At 52.4% G+C, this 14,918-nt stretch carries 16 protein-coding genes, 1 tRNA gene and 1 other annotated feature; of the genes, 9 read left to right on the top strand and 8 right to left on the bottom strand.

The genetic code is table 11. The features are described from left to right. Positions 1 to 88 precede the first annotated feature (88 nt). The 6 genes from rph to KP014_RS25235 all read left to right on the top strand — a co-directional run bounded on the left by rph (position 89) and on the right by KP014_RS25235 (position 4,831). A complete protein-coding gene (gene rph, locus KP014_RS25260) occupies positions 89 to 847 on the top strand; it encodes a ribonuclease PH (RefSeq protein WP_036598265.1) in 759 nt (252 codons plus the stop codon). Position 848: 1 nt separating this feature from the next. Further along, the gene (locus tag KP014_RS25255; RefSeq protein WP_036598266.1) at positions 849 to 1,496 is read left to right on the top strand and encodes an XTP/dITP diphosphatase; all 648 of its coding nucleotides are present in this window, start codon (positions 849 to 851) and stop codon (positions 1,494 to 1,496) included. A gap of 253 nt (positions 1,497 to 1,749) precedes the next feature. Next, positions 1,750 to 2,175, top strand: coding sequence for an NfeD family protein (locus tag KP014_RS25250; RefSeq protein ID WP_036598268.1), 426 nt, complete (start codon positions 1,750 to 1,752; stop codon positions 2,173 to 2,175). 4 nt (positions 2,176 to 2,179) lie between these two features. Beyond that, positions 2,180 to 3,112 (top strand): SPFH domain-containing protein, encoded by a 933-nt coding sequence (locus KP014_RS25245; protein ID WP_036598270.1) that lies wholly within the window; start codon positions 2,180 to 2,182, stop codon positions 3,110 to 3,112. 160 nt (positions 3,113 to 3,272) lie between these two features. Continuing rightward, complete coding sequence (locus tag KP014_RS25240; RefSeq protein WP_090834298.1) at positions 3,273 to 3,737, top strand: cupin domain-containing protein; 465 nt, start codon at positions 3,273 to 3,275, stop codon at positions 3,735 to 3,737. Between the two features lie 257 nt (positions 3,738 to 3,994). Then, entirely contained in the window at positions 3,995 to 4,831 is an 837-nt protein-coding gene (locus KP014_RS25235; RefSeq protein ID WP_090834299.1) for an aldo/keto reductase, read from the top strand. Between the two features lie 106 nt (positions 4,832 to 4,937). On the opposite strand, the gene KP014_RS25230 is transcribed toward KP014_RS25235, so the two are convergent. Together KP014_RS25230 and asnB are read right to left on the bottom strand one after the other, a co-directional pair. Then, positions 4,938 to 5,759 (bottom strand): type II CAAX endopeptidase family protein, encoded by an 822-nt coding sequence (locus KP014_RS25230; protein ID WP_051500366.1) that lies wholly within the window; start codon positions 5,757 to 5,759, stop codon positions 4,938 to 4,940. Positions 5,760 to 5,961: 202 nt separating this feature from the next. Then, the gene (gene asnB / locus KP014_RS25225) at positions 5,962 to 7,806 is read right to left on the bottom strand and encodes an asparagine synthase (glutamine-hydrolyzing) (protein WP_036599287.1); all 1,845 of its coding nucleotides are present in this window, start codon (positions 7,804 to 7,806) and stop codon (positions 5,962 to 5,964) included. A 152-nt stretch (positions 7,807 to 7,958) separates the two neighbouring features. Between asnB and KP014_RS25220 the strand changes: the two genes are divergently transcribed. Then, positions 7,959 to 8,315 (top strand): hypothetical protein, encoded by a 357-nt coding sequence (locus KP014_RS25220; protein WP_036599288.1) that lies wholly within the window; start codon positions 7,959 to 7,961, stop codon positions 8,313 to 8,315. 100 nt (positions 8,316 to 8,415) lie between these two features. Here KP014_RS25220 and KP014_RS25215 read toward each other — a convergent pair whose 3' ends face one another. Continuing rightward, positions 8,416 to 8,760: a hypothetical protein gene (locus KP014_RS25215; protein ID WP_051500367.1), complete on the bottom strand. Its 345-nt coding sequence runs from the start codon at positions 8,758 to 8,760 to the stop codon at positions 8,416 to 8,418. Positions 8,761 to 8,782: 22 nt separating this feature from the next. Further along, positions 8,783 to 9,448, bottom strand: a complete 666-nt coding sequence (locus KP014_RS25210; protein ID WP_246590581.1) for a LexA family protein — start codon at positions 9,446 to 9,448, stop codon at positions 8,783 to 8,785. Between the two features lie 158 nt (positions 9,449 to 9,606). On the opposite strand from KP014_RS25210, the gene KP014_RS25205 reads away from it, so the two are divergent. Beyond that, a tRNA-Arg gene (locus KP014_RS25205) sits at positions 9,607 to 9,680 on the top strand. A 108-nt stretch (positions 9,681 to 9,788) separates the two neighbouring features. Here the strand turns inward: KP014_RS25205 and KP014_RS25200 are convergent. Beyond that, a complete protein-coding gene (locus KP014_RS25200) occupies positions 9,789 to 11,648 on the bottom strand; it encodes an arginine--tRNA ligase (RefSeq protein ID WP_090834300.1) in 1,860 nt (619 codons plus the stop codon). A gap of 42 nt (positions 11,649 to 11,690) precedes the next feature. Then, positions 11,691 to 11,909, bottom strand: a binding site (T-box leader). Positions 11,910 to 12,050: 141 nt separating this feature from the next. On the opposite strand from KP014_RS25200, the gene KP014_RS25195 reads away from it, so the two are divergent. Next, complete coding sequence (locus KP014_RS25195; RefSeq protein ID WP_201778732.1) at positions 12,051 to 12,152, top strand: sporulation protein YjcZ; 102 nt, start codon at positions 12,051 to 12,053, stop codon at positions 12,150 to 12,152. Between the two features lie 229 nt (positions 12,153 to 12,381). On the opposite strand, the gene KP014_RS25190 is transcribed toward KP014_RS25195, so the two are convergent. Genes KP014_RS25190 through KP014_RS25180 form a run of 3 tightly spaced genes read right to left on the bottom strand, consistent with a single transcriptional unit; the run spans position 12,382 to position 14,913 of the window. Next, positions 12,382 to 13,077, bottom strand: coding sequence for a TetR/AcrR family transcriptional regulator (locus KP014_RS25190; RefSeq protein WP_036589027.1), 696 nt, complete (start codon positions 13,075 to 13,077; stop codon positions 12,382 to 12,384). 58 nt (positions 13,078 to 13,135) lie between these two features. Continuing rightward, complete coding sequence (locus KP014_RS25185; RefSeq protein WP_036589028.1) at positions 13,136 to 14,185, bottom strand: ABC transporter permease; 1,050 nt, start codon at positions 14,183 to 14,185, stop codon at positions 13,136 to 13,138. Further along, on the bottom strand, positions 14,182 to 14,913 hold the full coding sequence (locus KP014_RS25180; RefSeq protein WP_036589030.1) for an ABC transporter ATP-binding protein: 732 nt from the start codon (positions 14,911 to 14,913) through the stop codon (positions 14,182 to 14,184). Before KP014_RS25180 ends, KP014_RS25185 begins: the two co-directional genes overlap by 4 nt. Positions 14,914 to 14,918 lie beyond the last annotated feature (5 nt).

The raw sequence follows: 14,918 nt of genomic DNA, 5'->3' as shown, positions 1-14,918 counted from the left end.
CGAAAAAGATGCTTTTGCGCCTGCACTTTGGTAGAATAAAGGATGCTTAAACGAAGCTTACGCTATACAAATGTAGGAGGCAGACAAAATGAGATCAAATGGGCGAAACGACGATGGGCTCCGGCCGCTGAAGATTACGACCCAAATCAATAAATATGCCGAAGGCTCTGTTCTTATTGAGATGGGGGACACCAAGGTCATTTGTACGGCCACTGTGGAGGAGAAAGTCCCTCCTTTTCTGAAAGGACAGGGGAAAGGCTGGGTGACAGCGGAGTATTCCATGCTGCCGCGGGCGACGCAATCGCGTAACCAGCGTGAGGCTGCACGCGGAAAGCTGACCGGACGCACCATGGAAATCCAGCGACTCATTGGCCGGGCTCTTCGTTCCGTAGTCAATCTGCAGGCGCTGGGCGAACGGAATATTACGCTGGATTGCGACGTTATTCAAGCGGACGGTGGCACGCGAACCGCGTCGATTACGGGTTCTTTTATCGCCCTGGCGTTTGCCGTTAACAAAATTGTAACGCAGCACCGTCTCACCGTGTTCCCCATAACCGATTATCTGGCGGCGATCAGCGTTGGTATTGTGGGGGACCGCCCGCTGCTGGATCTGAATTATGAAGAGGATTCCAAAGCCAATGTTGACATGAACGTCGTAATGACCGGAGGCGGCGAATTCGTCGAACTGCAGGGAACCGGGGAAGAACGGCCCTTCTCGCGAAAAGAACTGGATCATCTGCTAGGTCTGGCCGAACAAGGGATTCTTGAACTGATTGCCGCCCAAAAAGAAGCCCTTGGACCGATCGCGATCAAAATTCCATCCGGCCAGACCGGTCAAAGGGTTTAGCATGAACTCCGAAACCGGTATTCTTATTGTCGCAACTAAAAATGCCGGCAAGGTTCGCGAATTTCAGCATGCTTTTAGGCCGCTTGGTCTGACGGTAAAGAGTATGTTCGATTATCCGGAGCTGCCGGACGTAGTGGAGGATGGAACGACCTTCGCGGAGAATGCGCTGAAAAAATCGAAGCAAATTGGTGAAGCGCTCGGGCTGCCTGTGCTTGCCGACGATTCAGGACTCTGTGTGGATGCGCTTGGCGGACGTCCCGGTGTTTATTCTGCCCGCTATGCAGGCGAAGGGTCGTCGGACAAGGAAAACAACCTGAAGCTGCTCAGCGAGCTGGAGAGATTGAAGCAGGGCGAGGATACCGGACAACCGCTTCTCAGCACGGCAAGGTTTGTCTGCGCGCTGTCGCTGTACGATCCGTCCACGGCTACGGAGCTTACGGCTGAAGGCGCCGTGGAAGGCTGGATTACTTCCGAACCGGCAGGCGGTGGAGGCTTCGGTTACGACCCCTTGTTCTATCTTCCGGAATTTGAGAAGACGATGGCTGAGCTTACGCTCGAAGAGAAGCAGTCGGTCAGTCACAGGGGGATGGCGCTACGGCTCCTGACGGAGAAATTGGCCGCGCAGGGCGACCGCGCCACTATGAATTAAAGTTTTAACAAGCATGACCCCAGATCTGAATGGCGTGTCAGTCCATTCAGATCTGGGGTTGTTTTTGTTCCGCGCCATCTATCAGTATATTGGTCAAGCCGTGCGAACGATGAAGAATCCAGCTGTCATCATAACGCCGCCCCGGTAGAAATACAATGAGTATAGCGGTTGTTAATTGCTATGCAAAAAGATGCAACGCAGAAGATTTCTTTTCGTTATTGTTAATATAAAGCGAAAAAGAAGGTGACGTTTGATGGTCTGGATCATCTGGTTTATCGCCGCCGGCATATTGCTGGTCGCCGAAATGCTGACGCTCACTTTTTATCTGCTGTGGTTGTGCATTGGCGCTGTTGCCGCCGGTCTTGTATCGCTTGCCGCACCGGGCGCGGTACTGATTCAAGTACTGACCGGTTGTTTGGTTGCGCTTGGGCTGACCCTGTTCTCGAAACCGGTGGTGTCAAGGTTCCGCGCTTCGCAGGGCTTCAAGGACATCGGCACCGATATTGTCGGCAGAGAGGGAATCGTCGTTAGGCCGATCGAGCCGGGCAGATACGGGCAGGTCAAGGTCGGGGGAGATATTTGGAGTGCTGCATCGTTGCAGCAATTGAGTGTGGATGAGAAGGTTAGAGTCATCAGCAGAGGAAATACCATCATTGAAGTAGAACGTTGGGAGGTATAAGAGAATGGAATTGGCGATTATTGGAGTTATCTTGGTTGTGGTGATCGCATTTATCGCGCTTACGGTCAAAATCGTTCCGCAGCAGCGAGTAGGCATCGTCGAACGGCTCGGTAAATTTCACCGGCTGCTGACGCCGGGTCTGAACATTCTGATTCCGATTATCGACCACGTGCGGACCTATCATGATCTGCGGATTCAGCAGACGAATGTGCCTCCGCAGACGGTGATCACGAAGGATAATGTACAGGTGCAGATCGATACGATTATTTTCTATCAGGTGGTGGGCCCGGAAGAAGCAACCTATGGCATTTCCGACTATGTATACGGAGTGAGGAACATCAGCACAGCCACGATGCGGCAGATTATCGGCAAGCTGGAGCTTGACGAGACGCTGTCCGGTCGGGAGAAAATATCGACAGAAATCCGCCTCGCTCTCGATGAAGCGACGGAGAAATGGGGCGTGCGGATTGAGCGGGTCGAAGTGATCGATATCAAGCCGCCGGTGGACATTCAGGAAGCGATGGATAAGCAGATGAAGGCGGAGCGGAACAAGCGGGCGATTGTGCTGGAGGCGGAAGCGGCCAGACAGGATATGATTCTGCGCGCGGAGGGGGATAAACAGAGTAAAATCCTGAAGGCAGAGGGTGACAGGGAAGCACGGATTCATCAGGCGGAAGGCCTGCGTCAAGCGCAGGAGCTGGAGGCGCTCGGCCAGGCCAAGGCGATTCAGTCAGTGGCGGAGGCGGAAAAGCTGCGGATTGAGCTCATCAGAAGCGCGGGTCTGGATGAGCAGGTGCTTGCGTATCAGTCTTTCGAAGCTTTGGGAGAGATCTCCAAAGGACCGGCTAACAAGGTATTCCTGCCGACTGACGTCGTCAGAACGCTCGGAAGCTTGGGGGCGATGGCCGACGTGTTCAAGGCTGGTAAGGACAAATAATCTAACGGGTTTCATTTTACAATTGAGCCGTTTTCGGCTAAAGTAGGGGACACGGGCACCAACACTAGATCCGTGCTGTGTCCCTCTTTGTTGTCCCATTCTTCACTTCGGGATTCCTGGGAGCGGAACCAGCGGGAACATATCGTAAGGAGAGAAGAACGTGGCACAAAAAGAACTTTCGCCTTTTGTGGAACTGCTTGGCCTTGAGCGTCATGTCGAGGGCGGCTGGTTTAAGGAAATCTGGAAATCATCTGTTCAAATTCCCCGGGATCTCCTGGGCGAAGACTACTCCGGTCCCCGTCCTGCGGCATCAACGATCTATTTTCTGCTGCATCCGGGCGAGATATCCGAGTGGCATACCGTCCTGTCGGATGAGCATTGGCTGTGGCATGCCGGCAGCCCCCTTGTGTTAAGCCTTGGAGGAAATGGAGAACGTCCCGGTGATGTGCAGGAAATCGTGCTGGGTCTTGATATCGCTGCGGGCCAGCAGCCACAGGCGCTCATACCCGCCGGCGTATGGCAGGCCGCGAGACCGCTCGGAGACGAGCCGGTCCTTGTATCCTGCGTCGTGGCTCCGGGCTTCCACTATGACGATTTTCGGCTGATCGATAAGTCGGAGGGATAGCGGCGGGTTCTGCTGGAAACAGCCGAGCCGGTGAAATACTTGCTGTAATAACGGAGCGAAGGCTCCGTTTTTTAATATTTGGAAAGCGCTTAATTTTTTTGGGTTCGCATAAATTTGGTTGATATGGTGAGCTGTATTTTGTTTTGCCGAGAATGAATCTGCTATACTTAATTTTGGTAATTCTGCTTAGACGGCAGTATAGGCGGTTAAACATTTTTGTATAATCCAATCCATATTCGAATCTGGAGGGAGTAGAGATGAGTCAGTTGAATGGACCGTTTACAGGCGGACCTACTTTAAGTGATGGAGTAACAATGCCGTGGCTGGGACTTGGTGTATGGCAGACCAAGGATGGCGATGAAGTTATCCATGCGGTCAAATCGGCGATAGAAATCGGCTACCGCAGCATTGATACGGCCTCTGCTTACAAGAACGAAGAAGGCGTGGGGCAAGCCATCCGGGAATCCGGGGTGCCGCGTGAGGAACTGTTTATTACCACCAAAGTATTCAATAATGAACAAGGATATGAGCAGACCTTGAAGGCCTGCGAGTCGAGCCGCAAGAAACTTGGCCTGGATGTTATCGACTTGTATCTGATCCACTGGCCGGTTAAGGATAAGTTCCGCGAGACATGGAAAGCGCTTGTTCATTTGCAAAAAGAGGGCTATGTCAAATCGATCGGCGTCAGCAATTTTCAGACTCATCATCTGAACAGCATCATTGACGACACCGGTGTCGTGCCTGTGGCGAATCAGGTGGAATTCCATCCGCTGCTGACTCAGCGCGAGCTGCTGAAATACTGCCGTGAGCAGAATATTCAACTGGAAGCCTGGAGCCCGCTGCTGCAGGGCAATCTGGACATTCCGCTGCTGCAGGACCTCGCGCAGAAATACGGAAAAACGCCTGCCCAAGTCGTTCTCCGCTGGGATATCCAGCAGGGCGTCATTACGATTCCGAAGTCGGTTCATGCCGATCGTATCCGTGAGAACGCCGGCATTTTTGACTTTACGCTCAGCGATGAAGATGTTCTGGCCATTGAAGGGCTGAACAAGAACCATCGCTATGGTCCAGACCCGGATAATTTCAATTTCTAGAAGGCCGCTTTCGGCCTATCCAAATTGATTTCGATGAAAAGGGTGCCTCCAGCCGCTTTCCGCAGCTGCCGAAGGCGTCCTTTTGCTTATTAGGGGATAGTTCATTTCATGGCTGGGCGCCGCGGCGGCCCAGCTTCCTCATCAGAACAATACCGTGAAGAATGACCAGCATGCTGCATGCCATCGCCATGACTTGTCCAGCCAGATCGCTGGCTGTAAGGGTATCGAAAATGCCATGCCAGAGTATAACCGGGATGATACTCCAGCGGCTTCCTGCGCAGATCCAGGCGAGGACAACGGAACCGTAAGCCAGGCTGATTCCCCAGCCGATGATGCCGAAGCCCATGCCGAGATAATTATCGTTAAACCAGAATGCGGGCAGATGCCAAAACATCCAGATGGCGGCTACTATTAGAGCCGAGGTGAATAAAGCGTGACGGCGGTGCAGTTCAGGCAGAAGAAACCCGCGCCAGCCGCTCTCCTCGCCGATGCCGAAGGTCAGCATCCAGACAAGCGAGGTTTCCCAGATATTGAAACCGGCGGGAAGGTCGGAGGTAAGCCCGAACCGGTGCATTTCCGGAAAGCTGCCGGTAACGAGGCGATGGGCCAGGATGGCAATACACCCGTAAGTGAGCGGAAGGCCGGATGAAATCAGCAGCCACCTTCGCGGAAATGAAAATGAAAACAGCGTCTTGATCCATGCGGAGAATCCTTTGCCGCCAGGCGTAATCTCCGCGGCTACGGCTCCGACAAGCGGTCCGAAAGAACCGAGATAGAATTGCCCGGGGAGGACGGGGAGATCGGCCGCGAGCTGTTTGTTCGCAAGCAGCGGCAGCCAGCAGGCCCAGCTAAAGCCAAAGGCGACGAACAGAAACAGGATTAGTTTACTGTTGCTCTGCCTTTGGTTGGAGGACAGGCGGGGATTCATGATTACCTACTCCTTTATATAGAGTGATCTATCCCTATAATGGGAGCAAGGCATTGTGCAAGGATACGGCAAATATCACGCTTTTTAAGGATAATCATAAAACCCGCAGACCGCTATGAATTGGATAGCTTCCTGCGGGCAGAACTGTTGGAATTTAGGTGCTTAAAACGCCTCGGCTCGTTATATACTGGCTAATCGCTAGTTACTCAATGGAAATATTATAGGTGCGGAGCCAGAGATTGACCTGGGACAGATAAGCGAACAGCTGCGGGCCGGACATCAACTGTCCGAACCAGGGAAGATTGCTGGAGGACTCCGGCGATGCCGCAATTTCCCGAATTTTTGCGGAATCGATCAAAGGCAGAATAGGAGAAGACGGATCGTCAAGAATGCTCAGCGCCTGCTGCCGAACGGCATTCAGATAGCCGGGATTATGCGTCTTGGGGTAAGGGCTTTTTTTACGGTACAGCACATCCTCCGGCAGTACGCCTTCAAGCGCCTTGCGCAAGATCCCTTTTTCCCGGTCACCGACGGTTTTAATTTCCCAGGGAATATTCCACACGTATTGAACGAGCCGATGATCGCAATAAGGGACGCGTACTTCAAGACCGACACCCATGCTCATTCGGTCCTTCCGGTCCAGTAGAGTCGGCATAAACCGAGTGATATTGAGATAGGACATGACCCGCATCTGCGCCTGCTTACCGGTTTCGCCTTCAAGCTTAGGCGTCTCCGCTACCGCGTCGCTATAACGATCGCCCAAATATTCGAGCGGACGAATCCATTCCCGGATCTCGGGTGAGAGCAGACCGGCCCGCATTTTGGGAGCGACCGCCCACGGGAAAGTTCCCGAGGACAGCATTTCTTCGCGGTGAAACCAGGGATACCCGCCGAATATTTCGTCAGCCGCTTCACCGGAAATCGCCACCGTTGCCCCTTTTTTAATTTCCCGGCAGAATAAATACAGCGATGAATCGACATCCGTCATGCCCGGCAGATCGCGGGAGAAGAGCGCATTGTCCAGCGCCTCCACCAGCTCATCCGTGTCGAATTGCACATAATGATGGCGGGTCCCCAGTTCATCGACCATCCGTTTGATCCAGGGACCGTCAGCTCCGGGCTGAAAGGAATGGCTTTTAAAATATTTGTCGTTGTCGACATAGTCGACCGAATAGGTGTCCATCTGTCCTTGGCCGGTACGTTTATAATAATCCACGGCAAGTGCAGACAGCGCGCTCGAATCCAGACCGCCGGAGAGCAGGGAGCAGACGGGTACATCAGAGACAAGTTGACGCTCCAGTGTATCCTGCAGCAGTTCCCGTACCTTGGCGGCTGTCTCCTCCGGACTGTCCGTATGGGGAGAGCTTTCCAGGGTCCAATAGGCATAGCTCCGCAGGCCTTCACGGCTGTAAATCATGGCATGGCCGGGGCGTAGCTCCGACATATCCTTGTATACGCCATGTCCCGGCGTCCGGGCCGGACCGACTATAAAAATCTCCGCAAGTCCTTCCGGTCCCACGACCGGGCGGACCTTGGGATGCTGGAGCAGCGCCTTCGGCTCCGAACCAAAGATGAGCGTATCGTCCGCCTTGCTGAAGAACAGCGGTTTCACGCCTAGCCGGTCGCGAGCGAAGAATACCTGCTCGCGCAGACTGTCCCAGACGGCAAAAGCGAAGATACCGTTCAGCTTTTCCGCACAATCCGGTCCCCACTCGATATAAGCATGCAGCAGCACCTCGGTGTCGCATTGGGTACGGAACTCATGGCCCCGCTGCTTCAGTTCATTTTTTAATTCGGGGGCATTATATAATTCTCCATTATAGACAATTGCATAGACCTGGTCTTCATGGCGGGCAATCATCGGTTGTGCGCCGTTCTCGGGATCGATTACGCTGAGTCTGCGGTGTCCGAAAGCAATGGGGCCCGAAATCCAAGTACCCGCCGCATCCGGACCGCGATTCGCCAAGGTTTCAGTCATTTTTACCAGCAGCCCGGAATGTTGCGTCAGATCTCCGCGCCACTTGATAAATCCGGTTATTCCGCACATGACGGTTCATCCTCTCTTGTGTGGGTCGTTAATTGCTGTGTCCCTATCTTTTTGCCAATTAATACAGATATATGCCGAAGGAAGGCATAAAATGTATGTCCTTATCCGAACACTAGAGAGGGGGAAATTTGGCTTGGAAGGAAGGATGACCGATGTATTATATTAAGGATGCGAAAATACGCAGAATGCTTAAATATGACGGGGCGCCATGCGCCGAAGTGGGGGTACTGCCGGGAGCCGTGGGCGACTCCGCGCTTTTGGTCTATATTGTGGAAGACAACCGGGAAGAGGGGTACGAAATTGTCCGTATTTTGACCAATGACGCCGACACGGCCAGCGATTGGTATGACAATAATATGCATGACGCCTTTGTCGATGTGACTTCAAGCGCATTTACAGGCAGCCCGGTCATGAGCCCGGAGGAGGAACGGGATAAATTTCAACGGGAATTGCTGATTTTCGGGGATTTGAAAAAACAGCTAGGGCTGCGATTTCGGGACTATTCATAAGCCAATCGGAAATGAACAAGAATAAGGGAGTGTTTCTATTCGGCCATGTAGAGACTATAGGACACTCCCTTAAATGGTCTGTAAAATAAGCAGGTGACGATCAGTGGCTCTTTAGCATTTCCATTTCAACCTCTAGCTTAAACTGGCGGCGATTAAGAAGATCCATACCGGATTCCAGTGTATCGATGCGCTTGTTCGTTTTCTGTTCGAATGCTTGCTGTGCCGTCTCAATGCGCTTTACCGTTTCCAGTGTCTCGAAAAGGGCCTGCTTGAACTCCCGTTGCTCAGCTCTCATTTCCTGCTGCTCTGCACGCATTTCCTGTTGTTCTGCACGCATTTCCTGCTGTTCTGCACGCATTTCCTGCTGCTGTGCTTTCATTTCCTGCTGTTCTGTTTTAATCTCCTTCAGTTCATTTAAAATCCGTTCGAACATGGCTTCACTCATGGTTAGCTGCCTCCTTAGAAATTTAATAAGTAGCAATGGATTTCAGCACTCTTCCAACAAATCTAATTTCGGAGCCGTAACTTGCTCGAGCTTCACGTATTATGGGAGAAAGCTTAACGTTATCGGATAAAAGAATAAAATGATCACCCTGACAGTACACCCGCCGAAGCACCGGCTCGCCGTTAACCAGCACGACGGCAATTTCGCCGTCTGCCACCTTGTCTTGTTTCTGAATCAGCAGAAGATCACCCTCGGCAATGCCGGCCGAAGACATACTATCGTCCCTTGCCTGAAGATAAAAACATTCGCCTTCCTTAATCCAATCCTTTGGTGTAGCTTCATAGCCTTTAATTTCGCGAACCTGGAGATCATCGTTGTGAAAAGAAAGCTTTCCCGCAACAGGCAGCTGTACTAGCTCGGCCACACGCGGCTCTGCGCCCAGCATCGTCTCCGTTCCTTCAAGCAGCGCGGCAAACTCAACGTTCAGAGCTACAGCAATCTCGCTCAGCCGGTCCATATCCACTTTAATCTCTCCGGTTTCGTACCGCTGAATGGTCTTCTTCGTTAGTCCGAGAGCGTCTCCTAGAGCCTGCAAGCTCAATTGTCCAATGTTACGATGTTTGCGGATATTGCTGCCTACAATTTCATAGAACCGGGAGATTTCCTGAGTTTTGTTTATTGTTATCACACCTTTATTATTCAGAAATATAAGAAAGTAAGTTGATTCTAGTAGAAGTAATTATAACAAAATAATACTATTTTCGAAGAATTGTAACGTACTCAAAACTTGATCTCCCCAGCACAACCGTTATATAATAATTAACGTTGTTGCAATACATACCTTGTGTCCCAATAGCTCAGCTGGATAGAGCATGCGCCTTCTAAGCGCACGGTCGGGGGTTCGAATCCCTCTTGGGACGTACAAAACCTTCCTTCGGGAAGGTTTTTTGCGTACAGGGATGAGAACCCCCGAAGGTTCGTCGAAGCATGAGCATCGGGAGCATTGGCATCGCAGTCAGCTCTCCACCTTACAACCGGTCCGGCGCAGGCAGGCCCAATACGTCAAGCGCGTCCTTCAGCGTATCGGCGAATTTCCGCGCCAGCCACAGTCTGAAGCGCAGCCGCTCCGGCTCGGCCTTCAGGATCGGGCAGGCGGAGTAAAAATTGTTGAACAGGGTGGCAAGCGTGTGCGCGTAACCGCAGATACCGTTCGGGGCTAGATCCCGTCCCGCCGCATAGAGCGTGTCCGGCCAAAAGGCGATGTGCCGCAGCAGCGCGGCCTCGGCTTTTTCCATATGGTCCGGTATACAAGCTTCTGATGCCATATCCAGAGTCATATCCGCCGCTTTGGCCAGAACGCTGATCGCACGCGCATAGGAGTACATCAAATACACGCCGGTATTGCCGGATATTTCCGTCGCCTGGCGCAGATCGAACACTACCTCGGTTCCGAGATTGAAACGCAGCAGGTAGTAGCGTATGGCGGCGATAGCGATCGTGCGGCTGGGGAGTCCGCTTTTATCGGCGCGGTTCTGCTCAATGCTGTCCTCCACAAGGCCGATCAGATCACTCACTTTTATGCCGATGCCTTGGCGCCCGGACATAGCGTAAGAGGCTTTGCCGTCCGAAATGTCGATGCCAAGATCGGCAGCGGAAGCGGGACTTAGGGAAACAACACCGTAACCCGCATGATAGAGCTTTTCTGCCTGAGCGGAATATCCCAGCGCCCGCAGCGCCTCTTTGACCATATTCTGGGGATACTCCTGCCTCGAATCAATGACATTAATGACGACATCGGCCCTGCCGAGCGGCAGGTGTTCTCCTCCGTTTACCGTTGTAAACAAGCTCTCTTCGAATCTTTTATAGGTGAAATCCTTGTCCAACAGCCCGAATTTCCAGAGATGGTAAGCAATATCCTTGGCCGTATACGTCAAAATCCCGTTCGAGCGCACCAGCACCTTATCCGTGATATGCTCTGAATCCTGCAGCCCCTGTTCCGTTCCCTGCTTTAGCACCCAACAGTCCGCAAGCTTCCCCTCGGTTTCCTGGTAAAAAAGAGGCGTCTGCCGCAGCCGCTTAAATGCCGCCGTCCAGAACCCTTCCCTGACAATACTGCTTTCCCAGACCAGCAAATCGTATTCGATGCCGAACGGCTTCATTTCAGCGATATGTTCCCGAACGATCCGTTCAGCGGCCAGGCTGCCGAGCCAGGGGATATTCCCCGTACCTTCTTCCAGCTCATGCAGCGTTTCGGCGCGTTTGGCCGCCATTTCCGGATTCACCGCATACTCCTTGTTGATTGCCGAGTAAATGTCCCAGCAGTAATCGCCGAAGCGCACATGCTCTCCGCTCAAAGGCACATTAAGCAGACCGACGACGGTATCCGCCAGTTGGTTCCCCAGATCGTCGATATAATTATGGACCTCGACCGTATAACCGATTCTTCTTAGCATGCGGACGAGCGTGTCGCCGATGCAGGAATTCCGCAGATGGCCGATATGCATCGATTTGTTCGGATTGACCGACGTATGCTCGATGACCACTTTTTCCTCCGGCGCCGGAGGCGTAGCGAAATCTCGCTGGGCCCACGCGTTCCAGCAGATATGAACATTGAGAAAGCCGGGAGCCGCCGTTTCCGCCTTTTCCAGCAGACCCTCCGCCAGACCCGTGGACTTCAATTCCTCCTGAATCAGCTGCGCAATGACAAGCGGCGGTTTACGCAATTTCTTGGCAAGCTGCATAGCAATATTGCTTGAATAATCGCCGTGCTCCGGGTTCATTGGCTGCTCTACAGCCACGGACAGTTCTTCGGGAATCTCTAAACCAAGACGTTCCATGACACGTTTGACGCTTTGCTCAATCTCTTTTTGAATAATCTGGCTTAACATCCTCATGGCCTCCTTCTGAAAATAGAAAAAGCCCACGTCTCAAAAAGAGACGAGGACTTGTGTTCTCGCGGTACCACTCTACTTGCCAGACCGGAAGGTCTGGCCGCTTACAGGATAACGGACCCGTGCCGGGGCTTCCTACTGAGGTTTTCGGAAGTCCATCTCCCGGGTGCGCTTCATGAAGGTCTGCCGCCGGCTTCCACCATCCCGGCTCGCTGGGCATCAGAGGCCCTCCATTACTCTCCCGATCATCGACTGGCTATGAATTTTTTCTAATTATAATCGATTTTTGGGAAAAAGCAATTTGTTCTTTCGTTTTATTTACTTGCCGAAACTCCCAGACGAATGTGGCAGCCGCTGCATAATCTGGTGACGTATCCTACTTGAGAGGAGGGGTTATTCATGGGTGAAGTTGGCGGTTATGGCGTTGGTTGCAATTCCTCAACTGCGATTCTGGTGCTGTTCATTCTGCTTGTAATCATCACCAAATCTCTGTGGGTATAATTGTTCGTGTAACGTGAAAAACCGCCAGGCTCCATGGCCTGACGGTTTTTTTACTACTGATGAATGTACTGCAGCTTGCCGTTATAGGATTTTGAGCAGGGTTTTGAAGGCGACATAGTTGGAATTTTTGTACAGTACGGAATTGTTCTTGTCCAGCAGGGCGTTTTCTTTATCTCCGGTTAGATAAAATAACCCCGCAGAGCGGGGCATGCTTATAAAGCGTATTCCGTTACTTGCGCTGGAATGTCTGATTTCCCGGTCCCGCTGCGATGCCATGCATAATGAACCGGATCAGCAGCTCGATTTCTTCCTCATCGTTCCATTCTTTGTTTGGCTGCAGCAGCAGACGGGTCATAATATAGCCGATGGTTGCGGATACCGAAAAGCGGATGACTGCTGGTGTCGGAACGTCGATGATTTCCCCTTTTTGCTTAAAATGCTCGACGTGCGCGGTAATTCTTTCAAGAACCTTGCCGATAATATCCTCCATGAACTGCTCTCGCAGCTTCGGATGAAAAGGAATTTCCTGAATCAAGATTTGCAGGATCTTAAAGTTCTTGCGGGCGAAATCCAGCCGGTTCCGGATCAGGGCACGCAGAAAGTCCTCATAGCTGTCAAAAGACGTATCCAGCAAATTCCCGAAGTTTCTCATAACAAAAGGGGCAAGCAGCCGGCTCATCGTCGGTCCGACAATGGACAGCAGCAAATCTTTCTTGGTCTTGTAGTAGCGAAAAATCGTTCCCTCCGCCACGCCTGCCTTCTGGGCGATTTCGCTGGTCGCCGCGCCCGCATAGCCTTTTTCGGCAAATACATCCACGGCTGCCTGCAAAATCGCAATTTGCTTCGGCGTCATCTTCTCCTCGCGGGCGGCAAGCAATTCCACCCACTGCTCCGTATTATTGTCTGCAGAAAGATGTTCTGCCATAATGTCAACCCTCCAGACGTTTTCTGTCTGCTTATCGTACCATATATGAGGGCCTGAGTTACATTTTGCGGTGCTTGCGGAGGGCAAGCACGTTCAGCACCATGAACACGAGCGAGAAGGCGATCAGCACATACACATCCGTTTCCACGGCGTTCCAGCCTTTGCCGCGAATCATAATGTTCGTCATTGCCTCGGCCCCATAGTATAACGGAGTCGCATATCCGATCCGCTGAAGCCACAGCGGAAGAGTGTCCAGCGGGAATAATCCGCACAGAAAGATTTGCGGCACAATGACAAGCGGGATGAACTGAATCATCTGCAGTTCGTTTGCGGCATACGCCGAGAGCAGCGTACCAAGTGTTAATGCCGTCATAGAAAGAAGCAGCGTAATCAGCAGGACATATCCGAAGCTTCCAGCCATCATAATGCCCAGTACCTGAATAGAGAACCAGGAAATGAGCAGTGCCTGGAACACGGTGAAAATGCCGAAGCCGCAGACATAGCCGATGACGATTTCCCAGCGTTTAAGCGGTGTGGCAAGCAGGCGTTCGAGCGTTCCCGTCGTCCGTTCCCGCAGAAAGGAGACCCCGGCAATCAGGAAGACGAAAAAGAAGACGAATACGCCGATCATAATCGGTCCGAACCGGTCGATTGTCTTCATGTCGGCGGAGCCGTACAGATAGCTGACCTGCGGCTGGACGGAGGCTCCCGCCTGCGCCTGAGCTTGCCCGGCTGTCCGCTGATCCCCTGCTGCCTGCTCCAATGCTTGCATAACCGCCCGATTGGCTGCCGGATTGCTTCCTTCCAGTATGACCTTCGGAGCACCGCCGCCCATCGAGATCAGCGCGTCGATTTCTCCATTTTTCAGCGCCAGAGTGCCTTCTTCTTCCGCATTATACTTTATTACCTGTGCATCATGCTTGGTCAGCGCTTCCGATAGGACCGCCGCCTGCCCCGTAAGTCCGATATTAGGCTTATAGGTCTCCCCGCCAAACACCAGGCTCATCAGGCTGAGAACGAGCAGGGGGGCGGCGAACATCAGGGCCATCGTTCTTTTATCGTGAATGAACTGCCGTAAAATACGCAGCGTAAGCGCACCGATTCTCATGAACGCACACCTCCGTAATACAGAAACGCTTCTTCAATAGATGAAGAGCCTGTGGCCTGAAGCAGATTCGCTGGAGTGTCTTCCGCAAGCAGACGGCCTTCGCGGATCATGCCGAGCCGGTCGCATTTTTCGGCTTCATCCATCACATGGGTCGTGAGAACTATGGTAGTCCCCCGTTTATTCAGAGCTTTGAGCTCCTTCCAGATGGACATGCGAAGCACCGGATCGATGCCGACGGTCGGTTCGTCCAGAATAAGCAGCGGCGGCTCGTGCAGCAGTGCGATCGCCAGCGACAGCCGTCGTTTCATCCCCCCGGAGTATTGATTTACTTTTTTGCGGAGATGCTCTTCCAGATTAACGATCTCCATCACTTCCTTAATACGCTTGTTTCTCTGCTTTTTCGTAAGTCCGTATAGTGAAGCGAAAAACTCCAGATTATCCTTGGCGCTCAGCTCGCTGTACAGCGCGTCGGATTGGGCCATGTAGCCTATTTGCGAGAGCAGGGATAGCTTGGGGACTTTCACACCCAGCACATGCACTTCCCCTGAGTCGGCTTCATCAATTCCGGTCAGCAGCCTGACTAGGGTCGTCTTTCCGGAGCCTGAGGGCCCAAGTAGGCCGAAAGTCTCGGCTTTGCGCACCTCCAGGCTGATGTCTTCCAGGACAACTTTGCTGCCGAATGCTTTGCGAATATGAGATACCGCAATTACAGGCGTTTCTTGGTCCATAAGAA

Source organism: Paenibacillus sophorae (assembly GCF_018966525.1).
In the GTDB taxonomy this organism is placed as follows: Bacteria; Bacillota; Bacilli; order Paenibacillales; family Paenibacillaceae; genus Paenibacillus_AQ; species Paenibacillus_AQ sophorae.
Note: the sequence above shows the minus strand (reverse complement) of the source record. Positions and strands in the feature narration are given on the sequence as shown.